Origin of the sequence: Sphingobacterium sp. WOUb80, from assembly GCF_050058145.1 — a bacterium.
Lineage (GTDB): Bacteria > Bacteroidota > Bacteroidia > Sphingobacteriales > Sphingobacteriaceae > Sphingobacterium.
The window spans coordinates 2,370,769-2,390,288 of the sequence record NZ_CP165617.1 but is presented as its reverse complement, the minus strand read 5'-3'; the positions used below and the strand labels follow the sequence as shown (position 1 = coordinate 2,390,288).

At 41.6% G+C, this 19,520-nt stretch carries 13 protein-coding genes; 9 read left to right on the top strand and 4 right to left on the bottom strand.

The window, feature by feature from the left end; translation table 11 throughout:
- The 5 genes from AB1Z56_RS10025 (at window position 1) to AB1Z56_RS10005 (ending at window position 9,845) form a co-directional block, all read left to right on the top strand.
- Window positions 1-1,347 (top strand): TolC family protein, encoded by a 1,347-nt coding sequence (locus AB1Z56_RS10025; RefSeq protein WP_426791942.1) that lies wholly within the window; start codon window positions 1-3, stop codon window positions 1,345-1,347.
- Window positions 1,348-1,361: 14 nt separating this feature from the next.
- On the top strand, window positions 1,362-2,417 hold the full coding sequence (locus AB1Z56_RS10020) for an efflux RND transporter periplasmic adaptor subunit (RefSeq protein WP_309367087.1): 1,056 nt from the start codon (window positions 1,362-1,364) through the stop codon (window positions 2,415-2,417).
- Window positions 2,418-2,481: 64 nt separating this feature from the next.
- A complete protein-coding gene (locus AB1Z56_RS10015; protein WP_426791941.1) occupies window positions 2,482-5,664 on the top strand; it encodes an efflux RND transporter permease subunit in 3,183 nt (1,060 codons plus the stop codon).
- A gap of 150 nt (window positions 5,665-5,814) precedes the next feature.
- Complete coding sequence (gene glmS / locus AB1Z56_RS10010) at window positions 5,815-7,656, top strand: glutamine--fructose-6-phosphate transaminase (isomerizing) (protein WP_309367085.1); 1,842 nt, start codon at window positions 5,815-5,817, stop codon at window positions 7,654-7,656.
- Window positions 7,657-7,664: 8 nt separating this feature from the next.
- Complete coding sequence (locus AB1Z56_RS10005; RefSeq protein ID WP_426791940.1) at window positions 7,665-9,845, top strand: DUF4954 family protein; 2,181 nt, start codon at window positions 7,665-7,667, stop codon at window positions 9,843-9,845.
- A 56-nt stretch (window positions 9,846-9,901) separates the two neighbouring features.
- Here AB1Z56_RS10005 and AB1Z56_RS10000 read toward each other — a convergent pair whose 3' ends face one another.
- From AB1Z56_RS10000 to lgt, 4 genes are all read right to left on the bottom strand, one after another.
- Window positions 9,902-10,468 carry an AraC family transcriptional regulator gene (locus AB1Z56_RS10000; RefSeq protein WP_309367083.1) on the bottom strand — a complete coding sequence of 189 codons (567 nt, stop codon included), beginning with the start codon at window positions 10,466-10,468 and terminating at the stop codon, window positions 9,902-9,904.
- 373 nt (window positions 10,469-10,841) lie between these two features.
- Window positions 10,842-11,384 carry a L,D-transpeptidase family protein gene (locus tag AB1Z56_RS09995; protein WP_309367082.1) on the bottom strand — a complete coding sequence of 181 codons (543 nt, stop codon included), beginning with the start codon at window positions 11,382-11,384 and terminating at the stop codon, window positions 10,842-10,844.
- Between the two features lie 93 nt (window positions 11,385-11,477).
- On the bottom strand, window positions 11,478-12,668 hold the full coding sequence (gene trpB, locus AB1Z56_RS09990) for a tryptophan synthase subunit beta (RefSeq protein ID WP_426791939.1): 1,191 nt from the start codon (window positions 12,666-12,668) through the stop codon (window positions 11,478-11,480).
- Between the two features lie 155 nt (window positions 12,669-12,823).
- A complete protein-coding gene (lgt, locus tag AB1Z56_RS09985; RefSeq protein ID WP_313265228.1) occupies window positions 12,824-13,639 on the bottom strand; it encodes a prolipoprotein diacylglyceryl transferase in 816 nt (271 codons plus the stop codon).
- Between the two features lie 268 nt (window positions 13,640-13,907).
- On the opposite strand from lgt, the gene AB1Z56_RS09980 reads away from it, so the two are divergent.
- The 4 genes from AB1Z56_RS09980 (at window position 13,908) to AB1Z56_RS09965 (ending at window position 19,414) form a co-directional block, all read left to right on the top strand.
- A complete protein-coding gene (locus tag AB1Z56_RS09980; RefSeq protein ID WP_070561144.1) occupies window positions 13,908-15,026 on the top strand; it encodes a M42 family metallopeptidase in 1,119 nt (372 codons plus the stop codon).
- 36 nt (window positions 15,027-15,062) lie between these two features.
- Window positions 15,063-15,404 carry a DUF3467 domain-containing protein gene (locus AB1Z56_RS09975; protein ID WP_046672455.1) on the top strand — a complete coding sequence of 114 codons (342 nt, stop codon included), beginning with the start codon at window positions 15,063-15,065 and terminating at the stop codon, window positions 15,402-15,404.
- Between the two features lie 430 nt (window positions 15,405-15,834).
- Entirely contained in the window at window positions 15,835-17,343 is a 1,509-nt protein-coding gene (locus AB1Z56_RS09970; RefSeq protein WP_309367079.1) for a carbon-nitrogen hydrolase family protein, read from the top strand.
- A gap of 28 nt (window positions 17,344-17,371) precedes the next feature.
- A complete protein-coding gene (locus AB1Z56_RS09965) occupies window positions 17,372-19,414 on the top strand; it encodes a M13 family metallopeptidase (RefSeq protein ID WP_426791938.1) in 2,043 nt (680 codons plus the stop codon).
- The last annotated feature ends 106 nt before the right edge of the window (window positions 19,415-19,520 follow it).

Below are 19,520 nucleotides of genomic sequence, written 5' to 3'. Positions count from 1 at the left end.
ATGAAAACAATCAGAATACTAGCCAGCCTTTTATTAGGTACGATGGTTTTCCAGAGTCATGCACAACAGCAATTAAGCTTAAGTGATGCAATTAAATTTGCATTGCAGAACAAGGCTGATGCGAAAAAGGCAGGTCTCGATGTTACGAATGCGGAGAGTAAAATCGCTGAGGTCCGATCTAGTGCTTTACCACAGGTAAATTTGACTAGCTCGTTGAATTTGAATCCCAAAATTCAACAGAACGCTATAACAATGATTGATGGAAAAACAGGCGAATCTACAACCATGTTTATCGAATTTGGTCAAAAATGGCAATCGACGAATGCGGTTAGTTTGACCCAGCAATTGTTCAATCAAACGGTATTTACAGGACTAAAAGCAGCAAAGACCACACGTGAGTTTTACGTAATTAATAAAACATTGACCGACGAGCAATTGATCGAAAAGGTGGCCAATAGTTATTATGATGTTTATCAATCAAAGTTACAATTGAAGACCATTGAAAATAACCTGGAAAGTACAACCAAGACTAGGGATGTGATCGAGGGATTGTTTAAAAATGGATTAGCGAAAAAAATTGATCTTGATCGCACGAACGTAGCGGTCACAAATTTGAAAGCTTCTCGTCAACAGGTTATTAATGCTGTTGAGTTAAAGGAGAATGCGCTTAAATTTGTTATTGGTATGCAGATGTCCGAACAAATTGCAATGCCGACCTCAACTTTCGAAACTGTAGCGTTAAATGCTGTATACGAGCCTATTGATGTTGCAAATAGAACCGAAATTCAGGTACTGAGTAAACAGAACGAATTGTTGGAACTAAACAAAAAAGCAGAGGTGTCGAAATATTATCCAACATTGTCTTTTACGGCAAATTACGGTTATATGGGAATGGGGCCGGTTTTTCCTATTTTTAGTAAAAATGAAGGTGTAAAATGGAATAGCTATAATGGTGTAGGTCTAAATCTATCTATTCCAATTTTCAATGGTTTCCTCACACGCTCTAAAGTTCGCCAGGCACAGATTGATATCGATAAGTTGCAGGTGGATATCGCGGATACAAAATTAGCCTTGAATCTGGCAGCAGAAAACTCCAAGGTTCAGATTAAAAATTCTTTGTTAACGATTGAGTCAAACCGTAAGAACGTGGATTTGGCAAAATCAGTGCTGGAAGATACTAACAACAATTACAAAAATGGTCTGGCAACATTGACCGATCTTTTGGATGCGGAAAATGCCTATGCAGATGCCCAGAATAATTTAAATACCTCTTTGCTCGATTATAAAATTGCTGAAGTGCAGCTGATCAAAGCGAATGGAAATCTTAAATCACTAATTAAAGAATAATTGACTAATACAATATGAAACGCGGAATTATTACCTTACTTATTATTGCTGCTGGTCTAGCAGGAATATTTTTTGTGTTAAATAAAAATAAAAAGAAAAATGAGGCCGAAACTGCAGAAGTAGCAAAGAAAAATGTGGCTATTGCTGTGCGTATCGATACAGCAAAAGTATCTTCCATGGATTTACGCTATACGGCTAACGGAACATTTTCTCCGAAACAGGAAGTAACCGTTTCGGCTGAAACTGCCGGCAGGGTAGTGAAAGTATTGGTTGATGAAGGTTCTCATGTGAGCGCCGGACAGACTTTGGCGATCATTGAGGGCGATAAACTGAATGTAAACGTGGCGAATGCTCAAGCTGCATATACCAATGCACAGGCTGATCTGCACCGCTTTGAAAGTGCTTTCTCTACAGGTGGTGTAACCAAACAACAGTTAGACCAGGTGAAATTGCAATTTGAGAATGCGAAAAATAACTTAAAAGCTTCTAAATTGAATGCTGGCGATGTAACCATCAAAACGTCGGTATCGGGTATCGTCAATGCACGTAAAATCGAACCGGGTACTTACCTAAATGTCGGCGCTGCAGCCTTCGACATTGTGAATGTTGCTACGTTGAAATTGCGTGTTAATGTTGACGAAAAGAATGTGGCTACTTTAAAGATCGGTCAATCTGTTGATGTGACAGCAAGTGTGTATGCAGACCAACGCTTTACAGGTAAAGTAACTTTTATTGCACCTAAATCGGATGGTAGCTTAAATTTCCCGGTTGAAATCGAGGTAAATAATGCATCGAACCAATTGCGTGCTGGTATGTATGGTACGGCTATCTTCGGTGAAGGTGTTGCCAGCAATACGTTGATCGTGCCTCGCAATGCCTTTGTGGGTAGTGTGAGCGACAACAAGATCTTTGTGCTGAAAAACGGTAAAGCAATCGAAACAAACGTCAAATCGGGTAGAAACTTTGGTGATTACATCGAGATACTAGGTGGTTTGCAAAATGGCGATCAGGTGATTGTTTCGGGTCAGATCAATCTATTTGACCAAAGCCCTGTAGAGATTATTAAATAGAGCATACTGTAATCAGTAGCAGATGGAACTCCGGTTGCATAGCTATTAAAAATAAATTATTCGAATGAAAATTACCGAAATATCGATAAAACGCCCCAGTATAATTATCGTATTATTTATAATACTGACATTAGGCGGGTTGTTTTCTTATACGCGATTGGGCTATGAATTAGTCCCTAAATTTGAAATTAACGTCATTACGGTACAGACGGTCTATCCGGGAGCTTCGCCTGCGGAGGTTGAAAGTTCGGTGACCAAAAAAATAGAGGATGCTATTTCATCCTTGGAAAGTATCAAAAAGGTAGAGTCGACTTCCTTGGAAGGGGTATCGATCGTTATGATTACCCTCAACAACGGTGCGGATGTCAACTTCCTGCTGACCGATGCCCAACGGAAAATCAATGCCGTGATCAACGATTTGCCGGATGATGTAAAGACACCTTCACTCTCGAAATTTTCCCTGGATGATGTGGCTATCATGAGTTTGGCCGTCACCTCCAACTTATCGGAGAAAGAGCTCTATGATTTATTGGATAATAAAATCCAGCCGGTCTTTGCGCGGATCAATGGTGTGGCCAAAGTCGACATGATCGGTGGTGAGGAACGTGAAATCCAGATCTCTGTAGATCCGAAGAAAATTGAAGGTTATGGACTGACAATTTCTCAGGTACAGCAAACTGTAGCGGCATCCAATCTCGATTTTCCGACAGGTAACGTAAGTACCCGCGATAACAGGACAACCATCCGTCTTTCGGGTAAAGTGACTTCAATCGAGGAGCTACGTAACCTACCGATCACAACGCCGGCAGGGGTGCAGATCTATCTGCGCGATATCGCCGATGTGCAGGATGGTATCAAAGAGATTGAAAAAGTGGCTCGACTGGACCGTCAGAATACGATCTTGTTGCAGGTCTTTAAACAGTCTGATGCAAATGCGGTAGCAGTGTCTGAAGCGGTTAAGAAAACCATTGCTGTACACGATAAAAACGGAAAAGTAATTAGTGGTGTAGAGAAGGATTATGCGGCACAGAATATTAAAATTCTGGTGGCCAATGACTCTTCAGATTTTACATTGAATGCGGCCGATAACGTGATCCACGACTTAATGATTGCAATTGCCTTAGTGGGCTTTATCATGTTGTTCTTCTTACAAAGTTTACGTAATGCGGCGATCACCATGATTGCAATTCCATTGTCCTTGATTGCGACGTTTATTGGTTTGCTCCTGATGGGCTATACCCTCAACTTGATGTCATTACTCGGTTTGTCGCTGGTGGTCGGTATCCTCGTGGATGATGCGATCGTTGTTATCGAGAATATTCACCGCCATATGGAGATGGGTAAAAACAAGGTGCGCGCGGCCTATGATGGTGCTTCTGAAATTGGATTTACCGTAACAGCGATCACTTTGGTTATCGTTGTCGTGTTCCTTCCGATTGCGATGTCTACGGGCTTAGTAGCCAATATCCTGGCGCAATTCTGTGTGACTGTAATCATTTCTACTTTATTGTCCTTATTGGTGTCCTTTACTGTAGTACCTTGGTTATACTCGCGTTTCGGTAAATTGGAACATTTGAGCAAAACCTCTTTCTTTGGCCGTATTATCCATGGATTTGAAAGTGGATTGACCAGCTTTACACACTGGGTAGGAGGTTTATTGACTTGGTCATTAAAAAATGTCGGTACCAAACTGGCAACGTTATTTTTGGCTATAGGTTTGCTTGTTGCATCATTTTTCCTGGTCGCCAAAGGCTATATTGGTTCGGATTTCTTCCCAGGTATCGATCGTAAAGAGTTTTTCATCCAGTTGGAACTCGATAAAGATGCTTCTCTGGAAAAAACCAACTTATTGACGCAGAAAGCGGAAGCTTATATTAAATCGAAACCCGATGTAAAAGAAATTATTACAACGGTGGGACAGTCTTCGGACGGTATGGCTTCGACAACAGGTTCGCGCTATAAATCGGAAATCCACGTGATCCTCGACAAAGAAAATTTTGAAGGCAACTCACAGGTCTATTCAGCGACATTGAAGCGCGAACTGGAAAATAAACTGATCGGTGCAAAAATTAAAACGGTCAATGTGGGTATCATGGGAGCGGAGCAAGCGCCATTGAAGTTGACCATTATCGGTGCTTCTGTCGAAGATGCACAGGAATTTGCAGAGAAGGCAGCAGATCAATTACGTAAGATACCTGGAGCAGCGGGTGTTAAATTGACTTCTGAAGCGGGTAACCCCGAGATCAATGTGAAGATCGACCGTGATAAAATGACCTCTTTGGGACTGAATGTCTCTACCGTGGGGATGACGATGCAAACGGCGTTTTCAGGAAATACGGATAATAAATACAGAGCAGGCGATAATGAGTATGATATCAATATTCGCTATGCGGAAAATGGTCGTGCCAATATCGACAACGTACGTGATCTGAAATTTATCAATAATAAGGGTGCCTCTATTTCTTTGGATCAATTTGCCAATGTAACTTATGGTTCGGGACCTACTTTGTTGGAACGTCGCGACAAGTCGCCGGCGGTATCCATTCAAGGACAGGCAATCGGTAGACCAATGGGTACGGTAGCGCAAGAGTGGCAGGCACAGTTTGAAAAACTACCGCGTAAACCGGGTATCGTCTTTATCTGGGGTGGTAATATGGAAAACCAATCGGAAGGTTTTGGTACGTTGGGAATTGCCTTATTGGCATCTATTATCCTAGTATATTTGGTGATGGTTGCTTTATACGATAGTTTTATCACGCCATTTGTGGTCTTATTCTCGATTCCGTTGTCGTTTATCGGGGCCCTATTATTCTTGGCTTTGGGAAATCAGACCTTGAATATCTTTACGATTTTGGGTATCATCATGTTGATTGGTCTAGTAGCCAAGAATGCGATCATGTTGGTTGACTTTGCCAACCATCGTAAGGAAGCTGGCGATAATACGCACGATGCATTGGTGGCAGCCAATCACGCACGTCTTCGTCCGATTTTGATGACGACAATTGCCATGGTATTTGGTATGATTCCTATTGCAATCGCTACTGGAGACGGTGCCGATATGAATAGAGGTCTTGCGATTGTAATCATCGGTGGTTTGTTATCTTCTTTATTTTTAACCTTGGTTGTTGTGCCGGTGGTGTACTCCATTTTTGACAGTCTTCAACGTCGTTTTGGAAAGAAAGAAAAAACAAATTATGAAGCCTTGATCAAGGAAGATTACGACCATGTAGATGTGGCAGAACATTAAAAAATAAATAAATTTTACAGTTGAAAAAGGCGGCTAAGAGACATTAGCCGCCTTTTTTGTGTTAATTTTAGGTTAATCAATCGATTGCGTAGATATTTTTTATTACATTGCGGCGCATTAACAAAATATACACTTAAAATTGAGACATACATGTGTGGAATTGTAGGATACACAGGTTATCGTCAGGCGTACGGTATCGTCATTGACGGATTACAAAAATTAGAATACCGCGGTTATGACAGTGCTGGAGTGGCATTGCATAAGGGTGACCAGATCGATGTTTTCAAAAAAACAGGAAAAGTCGCAAACTTGGAAGAGTTTGTGTATGGAAAAGATCTACAGTCGACCACAGGGATAGGTCACACCCGTTGGGCTACCCATGGTGAGCCTTCTGACCGGAATGCACATCCGCATTATTCCAATAGCGGACGCATTGCGATGATTCATAATGGCATCATTGAAAACTATGCTTCCTTAAAATCAGAATTAATCAATAAAGGTTATACGTTTAAAAGTGATACCGACACAGAGGTTCTGGTCAACTTTATCGAAGAGATCCAATTGCAGAATGAATGCTCTTTAGAAGAAGCGATTCGTATTGCTTTGAAACGTGTCGTAGGGGCCTATGTGATCCTCGTATTGGAGGCTGGTTATCCGGATCGTATTATTGCAGCACGTAAAGGAAGTCCTTTGGTGATTGGTATCGGTAAAAATGAGCATTTTTTGGGTTCAGATGCTTCCCCGATGCTAGCATACACCAAAGAAGTCGTTTATATCAATGACTACGAACTGGCTATTATCACACCAGAGGAGTTGATCCTTAAAAATCTGGGTAATGAGCGCATCACACCTTATGTCCAAAAATTGGATCTAGAGTTGTCGGCTATTGAGAAAGGGGGCTTTGATCACTTTATGTTGAAAGAGATCTTCGAGCAACCGCAAACGATTTTTGACTCCATGCGTGGACGTTTGGATCTGCAATCTCATCAGATTACACTGAGCGGCATTGAAAAATTTGCCAATGAGATCAGCAATACCAATCGCATTGTGATCGTTGCCTGTGGTACCAGCTGGCATGCTGGACTCATTGCAGAATATGTTATTGAGGAATTGTGCCGCATTAATGTGGAAGTTGAATATGCATCGGAATTCCGTTACCGTAATCCGGTTATTCATCCGGGTGATGTGATCTTAGCGATTTCCCAAAGTGGTGAAACGGCTGATACATTGGTTGCATTGGAAAATGCGAAAAAACAAGGCGCTATCATATTGGGTGTTGTCAATGTTGTTGGATCCTCTATCGCACGCCTTTCAGATGCAGGTGCTTATACACATGCTGGACCAGAAATCGGCGTAGCGAGTACAAAAGCATTTACTGCACAGTTGACGGTATTGAACCTGATTGCCTTAAAGATTGCTTCTTTGAAAGGCTCGATCAGCGAAGAGCGTTATCAAAAACTTGCACAGGAATTAAACGAAGTGCCTGAAAAGGTGGAGTGGATTTTGGATACGCAGGTTGATAAAATCAAGGCCATTGCCAAAAAGTACAAAGATGCCCGTGACTTTCTTTTCTTAGGTAGGGGGTATAATTTCCCGGTTGCCCTGGAAGGTGCGCTTAAACTCAAGGAAATTTCCTATATCCATGCCGAAGGTTACCCTGCAGCAGAAATGAAGCACGGACCTATCGCATTGGTTGATGAGAACTTACCGGTTGTTTTTGTCGCTACAAAAGATGCTTATCACGAGAAGATTGTTTCAAATATTCAGGAGATCAAAGCACGTAAAGGAAAGATTATATCGGTGGTTACCAAAGGCGATACCGTTTCTGAAAATCTATCGGATGATTTTATGGAAATTCCGGAGGCCGATGAGGTCATTGCGCCATTGATTTCGGTTGTACCATTGCAACTGTTATCGTATTATATTGGTGTAGAGCTAGGCTTGGATGTGGACAAACCACGTAACCTAGCGAAGTCGGTAACTGTAGAGTAGGGAGGTCTATGAGTGTATTGAAGAAGAAACCTTTGGAACAGCTGGGCTATGGATTTATCCCAGATGAGTTTATTCCAGCAGGACAAGACGAATATACCCTGCGCTTTCAGCAAAACCCTCGTAACGACTACCGTGATCTGAGGGAAACGGAGATTCAACAGTTGATTAACAACGGAAACTGGTCCAGCGACTGGACCAAGGTCAAAGTATCGGCAGTATTTGATCCGAATCAGGTTCAGCACTGTAAGTTTTATGGTCTGGTCCGTATCGGCAATTTGAGTCCGAGTTACTTGGATTACCGCAATTTGCAGCTGCCCATTGGCCTGTACCATTCGACGATCATCAGTTCGGACTTTGGTGACGATGTTGCCGTTCATTATGTGGGCTACTTATCCTACTTTATTGTTGGCAATGAGGTGCTGTTGAGCCAGATCAAGGAGATGGAGACCGGTAGTACAGCTAAGTTTGGTAATGGTATTCTCCGTGATGGTGAAGAGTCGGATAAACGGATCGAGCTGGAGCTCTGTAACGAAAATGGTGCCCGTTCGGTTTACCCTTTTGATGGCATGCAGGCTGCAGATGTATACCTCTGGACCCGCAATCGCCATGATCATGCCTTACAGCAGCGATTTGGAGAACTGACGGATCAGAAATTTGGAAGTCAACGGGGCTATTACAGCCAGATTGGCGACCGTTGCGTCATCAAAAATACGTTAACGATCAAGAATGTCAAGATCGGGACTGATGTTTATATCAAAGGGGTCAGCAAGCTGAAAAATGTAACCGTCAATTCTTCGCAGGAATCGTATACGCAGATCGGTGAAGGCTGTGAGCTCGTTAATGGAATTATTGGCTATGGCTGTCGTATATTTTACGGCGTTAAAGCCGTACGTTTTATCTTGGCTTCCTATTCGCAATTGAAATATGGTGCGCGTTTGATCAACTCTTATTTGGGTGACAACTCGACAATTTCCTGTTGTGAAGTGTTAAATTCCTTGATTTTTCCAGCGCATGAACAGCACCACAACAACTCGTTTTTATGTGCGGCATTGGTGATGGGCCAAAGTAATATGGCTGCTGGTGCAACCGTAGGATCCAATCACAACTCTAGAGCTGCGGATGGTGAAATTATCGCGGGACGTGGTTTTTGGCCTGGACTCTGTGTCAGCCTAAAACACAACTCCAGATTTGCATCGTATTGCCTGATTGTGAAAGGAGATTTTCTGCATGAACTGGATATCAAGTTACCTTTCACCTTAGTGAGCAATGACGTACAACATGATCAACTGGTTTTGATTCCGGGGTATTGGTTTATGTACAATATGTATGCATTGGTACGTAATGCCAATAAGTATGCGGCGCGGGACAATCGACATTTCAAAAATCAATATTTTGAATACGATATGTTGGCACCGGATACCGTGAATGAAATGTTTGAAGGGATGGATATGCTGGCCTTGGCCGTAGCAGATAGTCTCCACGCTGCCGTGGGGGAGGATAAGCACGAACGTACTATTGCTGGTCGGGCACTGCTTGCCAACAACATGGACCTAAAAGATCAGACCATCGTGCTGCAGGGAGCTGAAAATTCACGCAGACCGACTGTTATTCAGAAGGTTGGTGAGGCCTATCACTTATATCGTTCGTTTATTAAATACTATGGTGTACTGCACCTGATGGATGCCCTTGAGGAAGGCCTGTCATTGCAGGATATTATTGGAGCCGTATCGGGTAGATCGCGTACGAGCTGGGAGAATATAGGCGGACAGCTGATCGAAAGTAATGCCCTGCACATGTTCCTGAATGATGTCAAATCAAAAAAGATAGATTCATGGGATGATATTCATGAATTCTATCATGATAAAAGTAAAGATTACCCCCTAGATAAACGTGAACATGCACTCTTGTCTTTAATCGAAGTCTTAAATTTGGAAGGTATGGTTTTATCAACAGATAAAATTGTATCTTTGTTGGATCAGGCGCTTGGGCACCGGATCTGGATTGGTGAACAGATTTATAAATCCCGGGCCAAAGACTACAAAAATCAGTTTAAAAACATGGTTTATGCCAATGATGAAGAGCGTGATATTGTGGTCGGAAAACTGGAGGAAAATTCTTTTATCAATCAACAACAAAAAGAATTAGAGATATTTAAGATAAGGGTTGCTAATTTGAAAGGGCAATTTTAAAAGAAAGGCTTCCGCTCGGAAGCCTTTTCTGTTTTTGTAACGCTTGTGGCCGCTCCTTAATCATTGATCTTGTCGAGTGGTTTGCGTTTATTGTCTTTGATCTGTTTAAAGTGGCTTGGCGTCAATCCGGTTACTTTTTTAAATTGATTGCTTAAATAGGCAACACTGGAGTAATTCAGTTTATAAGCAATCTCACTCAAGGTAAGTTCGTCGTAAACTAATAACTCTTTGACATATTCAATTTTCTGGCCGATGAAGTATTTTTCGATAGTTATGCCTTCAACATCCGAAAAAAGATTGGAGATGTAGTTGTAATCATGGTGTACTTTCGTGCTGATGATTTCGGAAAGATTAAGGCTGGTCTCGTTATGTTGATTGCGGATGAGATCCAATACCAGATGTTTAACCTGTTCGATGATGACTGTTCTTTTATCGTCAATCAGTTCAAACCCAAGTGCCGAAAAATTTGAAGCAAGTTGCTTGCTCTCCGCTTTGGTCAGCTCTTCCTCAATCTCAACTTGGCCCAAAGAAATATGCTTAACATGGAGATTGAGCTTCGCCAATTCATTTTCAACAACCATAATGCATCTATTGCATACCATATTCTTTATTGCAAGTTTCATATATAAATTATTATTGATTTGTGTCTACATCCAGTGGTCTTCATAAATGCTTCGCATTTTGTCTTTTAGAAACCATTGGAATATCCTGTTGATTTTATGCACGTGTTTTAATTCTTAGATGCCGTGCATGCTACGATGTGGTTATCGGTATTTGTATGTTTGTCACATTTGGATATTCCATCGGATTTATTTTAAATACAAGTTACTCATGTAAACTCAAAAATCGATAATTTATTAGACATGGGGTTGTAATATTTAGGGTTTATCTTGTAGTATTTTGAAAAATGTCTACAGGAAAAGTATGACGGAAAGGTTAGATCGTCTGCTGTTGAGCGTAATGGGATGGCTGACGAGAGCTTTAGTCCTCAGTTTGTTAGGGGTTGATCTCAATAGCTGTGCCTATTGGGACTGCATCAAAAAGCTCGTCAATTTCCGAGTTTGTAAGTGCCATACAACCGAAAGTCCAGTCCATGTGGCGTTGCAATTTACCGATAAAGCCTAGTCCGTTTCGGAGCCCGTGGATTTTGATGTCGCCACCGGCATCTTTTCCCAAACTTTTGGCATGGGCGATATCTTGTTCATTCGGGTAAGAGACCCCCAGATTTTTGTGATAGCTGCTGTATTGATTTTTATCGTTGATCGTATAAAGACCTTCGGGCGTTTTTAAATCGCCTTCAAATTCTTTGGCCCCCAGTGGTTGGCCGCCCAGTGAAATGCGGTAAGATTTTAGGAGCTTTCCTTTACTATAGGCCAATAGTGTCCTTTTAGATTTATAGACGATAAGTTTGTCTACCTTAGTATTTTGGCCCAAAGTTGGTTCGGGATAAAGATTATAGCCAATCAGGCCCAGGCCAAGTAAGACTAGGAGGCTGACTACTGTTTTTAATACTATTCGACGATTTCTTGGTCGATTCATCTTGGAGATCGTTAGCTAATGGATAAAATGTTTAGACCGATTGCTTAGCCTAAGTTAGCCAATCGGTCTACTCATGTATTTTGATGCTGCCGTCTAGAATTCGCGGTCAACATCCTTGTCGCCACGTCCCGAAAGGTTTACAATAGCGACTTGGTTTTTGTCTTTGAGCAATTTCACCGCAAGGGCAACAGCATGTGACGATTCAATGGCCGGAATAATACCTTCCAGTCGGGAAAGCAACTTGTAAGCATCAATAGCCTCGGCGTCGGTCACGGGGTGATAGTTTGCACGATTGTTATCTTTTAGCTGCGCATGTTGCGGCGATATCCCTGGGTAATCGAGGCCCGCAGACACCGAGGTTGACGGGATCGGATTCCCATCTTCATCGACCAGACAGTACGAAAAGGTTCCTTGGAATACGGTTGGTTTACCAAAAGAGAGTGTCGCAGCTGTTTTTGGATAAGTTCCGGTGCCACCGCCTTCACCACCATGAATTTCGACGGCGTGGTCATCAAGAAAACCCGAAAATAAGCCAATGGCATTTGACCCACCACCTACACAGGCAAAGATGCTGTCGGGAAGGCGCCCTTCCTGATCAAGAATCTGCTGGCGTGCTTCTTTACCAATAACGCTTTGAAAATAGCCGACCATTTTTGGATAGGGGTGCGGACCTACGTGTGATCCCAATAGATAATAAGATGTTGGATTTTCGACGTAATACATCAAGGCTGCATCTACGGCATCCTTCAATGTACGGCTACCTAAGTTGGTTGTTACAACTTCGGCACCCAATAATTCCATGCGTTTGACGTTAAGGGCCTGGCGCGCAGCGTCGATTTCGCCCATAAATACTTTACAAGGGATGTTTAACAATGCTGCTGCTGTTGCTGTTGCAACACCATGTTGACCGGCGCCAGTTTCGGCAATGATCTCCGTTGCGCCCATTTGTTTAGCCAAAAGAATTTGACCGATACAGTTGTTTATCTTGTGGGAACCTGTATGGTTGAGATCTTCTCGCTTTAAATAGATTTTGGAACCGACATATTCGCTTAAATTCTTCGCGTAATATAAGGGTGAGGGGCGACCGACATAATGTTTTAAGATCGCAATAAATTCTTTTTGGAATTCTTCTTTTTGGACATGGCTATCGAAAAAAGCAGCCAGCTTATTTAATTGCTCTTCCAGTACCGGGGGGATGTAAGATCCGCCATACTCTCCATATTGACCATTGTATTGAAGCATCTTCTCATTTGCTTCGACAGATGCAGCTTGTGCTAGACTCATTTTAGGCTTAAGTTTCTTGTTGTAAAAAGATATATTATTTATTGAAGCCTAATATAGTAATCTTTGCAGGTATTGGGAAAAAAACAAGGCATCTTTTCTAGAAAAGATGCCTGTTAAATCTTGTATTTGTAGACAAGTATATATTACGCCTTGTTTTAAGCTTTGGTTTTCCGGAAGATAAAATAGAAACCTACCAGAATAAAAGGTATACTGAGCAATTGGCCCATGTTTAAAATCATACTTTGCTCGAAAGCTTCCTGGTCAATTTTAAAATGTTCCAAGACCATACGTGCGCCAAATAATAAGACCATGAATATGCCAAATAATTGACCTTTTTGGCGATTGGGATTCGATTTGAATAGGGAACCAATGACAATAAAGATCAAAATATAGGCAATTGCTTCATAGAGTTGTCCTGGATGGCGTGGTACATTGTCTACACGGTCAAACACGATAGCCCAAGGTAGATCAGTAGGTGTACCAATTATTTCAGAATTGAAGAAATTTCCGATTCGAATAAGTGCACCGGCAATAGGGACTACAACGACCAATCTGTCCGCTAACCATAAAAAGTCGGTTTTTGTTTTTCTGCAGAATAAATATAGCGCGAGGATAATACCGATGGCGCCGCCGTGGGAAGCCAAACCTGCAAAGCCGGTGATATGAAATCCTGTTTTATCCCATTTGAAAGGAAGGAAGATTTCAAGTATATGATCTTTGTAATAGTCAAAATCGTAAAATAGGCAGTGCCCCAATCGAGCTCCGATCAAAGTGCCCAGGAAAATATAAATTGAAAGCTGATCCAATTGTTCCTGTGTGCGGCCTTCCTTTTTGAATATACGCAACATGATCACGTAGGAAACAAAAAACGCTAATAACCAGCATAAGGCATAATAGCGAAGGGCAAAGGCGCCAAAGTTGAACATTTCGGGGTCAATATTCCAATGTATTGCACTTAATATTGAATTCATAAATTTTATAGCTGTTTAAATTACTTTGGAGTAAAGATAAGCTTTAATCTCATTTTTTATTCCTACAATTTGTTTTTAAGCATAATATCATTAGGCTGCGAACCTAATCCATTCATCGTGAATGAAATATTGTCTTTTGCTGATCTTTTTTACTAAAATAAGGGGAGATGATCTAAAAAATGCGCAAACAATATTTCAAAAAACATTTTTACTTTTGCATTTCATTGAAATTTTCATATTTTGACGAAAGTAAATAGAAAAGGAAAAGATGGCAGAAAAAAACAAGAAAAAAGAGCCGAAGCACGACGCGGTTGTGACTAAAGATTCGCTTTCATTTTTTGAGAAATATATCAATAATGCTTCTCCTACAGGATTCGAGTGGGAAGGACAGCGACTGTGGTTGGATTATTTGAAGCCTTATGTTGATGATACATTCGTTGACAACTACGGTACGGCTGTAGGGGTAATCAATCCAAAGGCGGAATATAAGGTCGTTATAGAGGCTCATGCGGATGAGATTTCTTGGTTTGTCAATTACATTACCAAAGATGGACTAATCTATGTGATACGTAACGGTGGTTCGGATCACCAGATTGCACCGTCTAAGCGCGTGAATATCCATACGGAAAAGGGCATTGTCAAAGCTGTATTCGGCTGGCCGGCAATTCATACACGTTCGGGAGAGAAAGAAGAAAATCCTTCGCTAAAAAACATCTTTTTGGACTGCGGCTGTAGTACCAAAGAAGAGGTTGAAGCCTTGGGTATACATGTGGGGTGTGTCATTACATACGAAGATACATTCTCTATCCTCAACGACCGTTATTATGTTGGGCGGGCTATGGACAATCGTGCCGGTGGTTTTATGATCGCTGAGGTTGCTCGTTTGCTAAAAGAGAATAAAAAGAAATTGCCATTTGGATTATATATCGTAAATTCGGTGCAAGAAGAGATTGGTTTACGTGGTGCCGAAATGATTGCAGATCGTATCAAACCGAATGTCGCTATCGTAACCGATGTGACACATGATACACAAACTCCGATGATCAATAAAATCACGCAGGGCGATCTGTTTTCAGGAAAAGGTCCGGTATTGTCTTATGCTCCAGCAGTTCAGATCAATCTGAATAAACTGTTGGTTAAGGTTGCTGAGAAGAATAATATTCCTTTCCAGCGTCAGGCTTCTTCTCGTTTTACAGGAACTGATACGGACGCATTTGCCTATAGTAATGGTGGTGTACCGTCTGCGTTGATTTCTTTACCGCTCCGTTATATGCACACAACAGTGGAGATGGTTCATAAAGAAGATGTTGACAATGTGATCAGATTGATCTACGAAACATTATTGAATATTGAGAATGGACAAGACTTTAGAACATTTACAAAGTAGAATTTAAGAATATATTAACTTATCATTAGAATTATTATGGAAAATAACCAAAATCAAAACGAATTGAGCATTGAGTTGACAGAAGAAGTAGCAGAAGGAACCTACTCAAATCTTGCGATTATCACTCACTCTAATACTGAATTTGTGGTTGACTTTATCCGTGTGATGCCAGGAGTGCCAAAAGCAAAAGTGAAATCAAGAATCGTTTTGACTCCAGAGCATGCAAAACGCTTGTTAGGTGCATTGGTTGATAACGTGAACCGTTTCGAAGCATTAAATGGCCCAATTAAAATGGACTTAGGTGTTGCTGAACAACCTCAACAAGGTGGTGATCCTACAGTTGCATTCCCTTTTGGAACGCCACAAGGTCAAGCATAGTTGATAGCAGCTATCATTGAGATATCAGAAGCGCCAATTAATAATTGGCGCTTTTTTTATGTTCTTAATATTAGCAAAGTTTTCCCGTTGCGCTGATTCGGTTCGTGTATAAAAAAGATGATTGCCATAATTGCCTGGTAATGTATAGACCATCAAAGATCTATTTTAAAACTGAAACATTCGCATACCAAATAGGGCCTATTAACATTTTTTAATCAATATTTAGTCAGTAATAAGTCAGTGTTTATTCAGTCTACACTGAGCAAGCACTGAACGAGCACTGAACAATCACTGAACAAGCACTGAACAAGCACTGTCTAAAAGATGAAGTTGGGGACCATCTGATCTTCGCTTGTTGCCTATTGCTAGTTTTGGACTTGGCCTTTACTTTTACTAAATTTAGATAACTAATTTCAAAAAGGAGATTTATATGGATATTCAAGTGCGGAACTTGACAAAGAAGGATTATGTTGATTTGAAAAAATCGATGGAACAGGCTTATGATGGGGTAGGTGAAACCTGGTCAAAGGAAAATATTCAGGATTTGATCGAATTATTTCCCGAAGGGCAGTTATGTGTGGAGATTGATGGACATGTGGTGGCTTGTGCCTTGTCGATTATCCTAAATTCAAAGAAGAATAATATTTACGATAGTTATTATGAGATCATTGACGATGGTAAGTTCAGTAAGCACAGCGATGAAGGTGATACCCTCTATGGGATAGAAGTATTTGTTCATCCGGCCCATCGGGCGTTACGTCTTGGCCGGCGTCTCTATGATGCGCGTAAGGAGCTGTGTGAACAGATGAACCTCAAATGTATTGTTGCCGGGGGGCGTATTCCGAATTACCATAACTATGCGGATAAAATGAGTCCGCGGGTTTACATCGAGAAAGTCAAACGCAAGGAGATTTATGATCCGACGCTGACTTTTCAGCTTTCGAATGATTTTCATGTCAAAAAAATACTTAAGCATTATCTGCCCGAGGATGCTGAATCGATGGAGTTCGCTACGCTGTTGGAATGGAATAATATTTACTATGAGCCAGAGACGCGATCTATTTCGACGACCAAGCAGACGATCCGCTTGGGGCTAGTGCAATGGCAGATGCGTTTGTTTGATAATTTGGAGGCATTTTATGATCAGATTGAGTTTTTTGTGGATACGGTGAGCGATTATGGGACGGATTTTATCATGTTTCCGGAATTTTTCAATACGCCACTCATGAGCCCTTACAACGATCTTCCCGAGCGTCTGGCAATGGAAAGGCTTGCACAGCATACATCAGAAATTATCGATCGCATTCAACAGTTTGCCGTTTCCTACAATGTGAATATCATTGCCGGGTCGATGCCTTTGGTGGAAAACAAAAAACTCTACAATGTTTCCTACCTCTGCCATCGCAACGGCAAACTGGATGAATTTAAAAAAATTCACATCACACCGAATGAGTTTAAATATTATGGGATGGTGGGCGGAAGTGAAGTCAAGGTCTTTGACACCGATTGTGGTAAAGTGGGACTGTTGATCTGTTACGATGTAGAGTTTCCTGAACTGAGCCGTATTTTGGCCGATCAGGGAATGCAGATCCTATTTGTGCCCTTTATGACGGATACCCAAAACGGATACATCCGGGTGCGTACCTGTGCGCAGGCTCGAGCGATAGAAAATGAATGTTATGTGGCTATTGCCGGCTCTGTGGGCAATTTACCGCGTGTGAATAATATGGATATACAATATTCGCAGTCCGCTGTTTTTACCCCTTCGGACTTTGCTTTTCCCAATAATGCCATTAAAGCTGAGGCGACGCCGAATGCCGAGATGGTGCTTATTGCCGACGTTGATCTTTATGCCTTGAGAGATCTGCATGAATATGGTACGGTGAAAGTCAAGAAGGATAGACGAAAAGATTTGTATGAAGTGAAACTTTTGAAATAAATTAAATACTCTTTTAATCTCTTAAAATATGATACAAAAAGTCAAATGGGGGACGCTATCCATGATCTTAATGATGATGTCATGTCAGTCAAATAAGAAAAGCGATACTGCTCAGGAGGTCCGCACAAATTTTTTTGATGTCTCAGGCATGGATACCACAGTGAATCCAGGAGATAATTTCTTCCAATATGCGAATGGAAGCTGGATGAAAAATACCCAGATCCCGGCTTCTGAAACTGGCTGGGGTTCATTTTATATTCTTGCTGATGAAAACCTGGCAAACCTGAAATCTATTTTGGAGGGTGCGGCGAAGTCTGACAACAAAAAAGGTTCTGATCAGCAAAAGGCCGGCGATTTCTATGCGAGTGGTATGGATACGGTGACGATTGATAAATTGGGCGCGAAACCGATCGAGGGGGCCATTCAAAAAATCAATGGGTTGAAAAGTATTGATGAATTGATCGCTTATGCTGCGGATGGATTTAAAGAGGGGGATGGTGATCTTTTTACATTTTATGTGGCTGCAGATGACCGGATCAGCACTAAAAATGCATTGCAATTTTTCCAGGGTGGACTCAACCTGCCTGAAGCAAGTTATTACTTGGATCAGGATGATAAAGCGAAGAAAATCCGGGAGGCCTATGTTGCGTATCTGGTGAAATTATTCGGGCTGATCGGCGAAGGGGCAAATGCCCAAAAGTCGGCGGAGGAAGTGCTGCGCTTGGAAACAGAAATTGCCAAATCGCATGCTACACCGGTGGAATTGCGGGATCCCATCAAAAACTACCATAAATTTGCGGTACAGGAATTCCAAAAGCAAACACCAAACCTCAATTGGAAAGATATTTTGCAACGTTTGGATGTGAAGACCGATACCATTTTGGTACAGCAGCCCAAATTTTATCTTGCTCTAAATAATTTGTTGAAATCACAGGCCTTAGATAGTTGGAAAACAAAACTAAAAGCAGATTTAGCGAATGCTTCTGCGACGGCACTGAGCAAAGGTTTCAGGGATGCCAAGTTTGAATTATTCGGAAAAACCCTGAATGGACAGAAACAGGAGAAGGAGCGTTGGAAGCTGATGGTGAGCTCGGCCGACGAGAACCTTGGCGAGATTGTCGGAAAGTTGTATGTGGATGAGTATTTTAAGCCCGAAGCAAAAAAACGAATGCTCGAATTGGTCGACAATTTGCAAAAAGTCTACAAGAGCCGTATCGAGAAATTGGACTGGATGACGCCTGAAACCAAAAAGAAAGCGATTGAAAAACTGGAAGCATTCACCAAAAAAATCGGCTATCCGGAGAAGTGGAAAGATTACAGTGACGTAGAAGTTGCCAAAGATACCTACTATGCCAATTTACAGTCTGCTGCAAAGCATGCCTATAAAGAAATGGCAGGTAAAATCGGCAAACCGGTTGACAAAGCCGAATGGCTGATGACGACACCTACGGTGAATGCTTATTACAATCCGCCGTATAATGAAATTGTATTCCCGGCTGGTATCTTGCAGTTTCCATTCTTTGACGCCAATGCGGACGATGCGATCAATTATGGCGCTATTGGTGCCGTTATCGGACACGAGATGACACACGGTTTTGATGATCAGGGGCGTCAATATGATAAAGACGGTAACTTAAACGATTGGTGGACTGCTGTGGATGCGAAACAGTTTACGGAACGCGCCAATCAGGTAGCGAAGTTATATGGTAGTTTTACCTTGTTGGATAATCAACATGTTAATGGTGAGCTTACTTTGGGTGAAAATCTGGCGGATATCGGCGGTTTAAATATTGCCTATGATGCTTTCAAATTAACCAAGCAAGGGCAGGGGCAGGATAAAATTGATGGCTTCACTCCAGATCAACGTTTCTTCCTGAGTTTTGCACAAGTGTGGCGCGTAAAGAGCAGCGATGAGCGTATGCGGTTACGTTTAAAAGTTGATCCACATAGCCCCGAACAATTCCGGGTAAATGGTCCCGTATATAATATGGAGGCCTTCTATAAAGCATTTAATGTACAGCCTACGGCAAAAATGTATGTAGCACCTGAGAAAAGAATTTTAGTTTGGTAAGCAAAAATAAGGATGAACAGCATTGTCCTGATACGGATTAAGACAATGCTGTTCAACGGATAACGTTTAAATGGAAGTGAAAAAGTAAATTTGTCTTTGAATTATG

Coding starts and splice junctions, on each gene's coding strand:
- AB1Z56_RS10025 (WP_426791942.1), top strand. CDS start 1: ATGAAAACAATCAGAATACTAGCCAGCCTTTTATTAGGTACGATGGTT.
- AB1Z56_RS10020 (WP_309367087.1), top strand. CDS start 1,362: ATGAAACGCGGAATTATTACCTTACTTATTATTGCTGCTGGTCTAGCA.
- AB1Z56_RS10015 (WP_426791941.1), top strand. CDS start 2,482: ATGAAAATTACCGAAATATCGATAAAACGCCCCAGTATAATTATCGTA.
- glmS (WP_309367085.1), top strand. CDS start 5,815: ATGTGTGGAATTGTAGGATACACAGGTTATCGTCAGGCGTACGGTATC.
- AB1Z56_RS10005 (WP_426791940.1), top strand. CDS start 7,665: ATGAGTGTATTGAAGAAGAAACCTTTGGAACAGCTGGGCTATGGATTT.
- AB1Z56_RS10000 (WP_309367083.1), bottom strand. CDS start 10,468: ATGAAACTTGCAATAAAGAATATGGTATGCAATAGATGCATTATGGTT.
- AB1Z56_RS09995 (WP_309367082.1), bottom strand. CDS start 11,384: ATGAATCGACCAAGAAATCGTCGAATAGTATTAAAAACAGTAGTCAGC.
- trpB (WP_426791939.1), bottom strand. CDS start 12,668: ATGAGTCTAGCACAAGCTGCATCTGTCGAAGCAAATGAGAAGATGCTT.
- lgt (WP_313265228.1), bottom strand. CDS start 13,639: ATGAATTCAATATTAAGTGCAATACATTGGAATATTGACCCCGAAATG.
- AB1Z56_RS09980 (WP_070561144.1), top strand. CDS start 13,908: ATGGCAGAAAAAAACAAGAAAAAAGAGCCGAAGCACGACGCGGTTGTG.
- AB1Z56_RS09975 (WP_046672455.1), top strand. CDS start 15,063: ATGGAAAATAACCAAAATCAAAACGAATTGAGCATTGAGTTGACAGAA.
- AB1Z56_RS09970 (WP_309367079.1), top strand. CDS start 15,835: ATGGATATTCAAGTGCGGAACTTGACAAAGAAGGATTATGTTGATTTG.
- AB1Z56_RS09965 (WP_426791938.1), top strand. CDS start 17,372: ATGATACAAAAAGTCAAATGGGGGACGCTATCCATGATCTTAATGATG.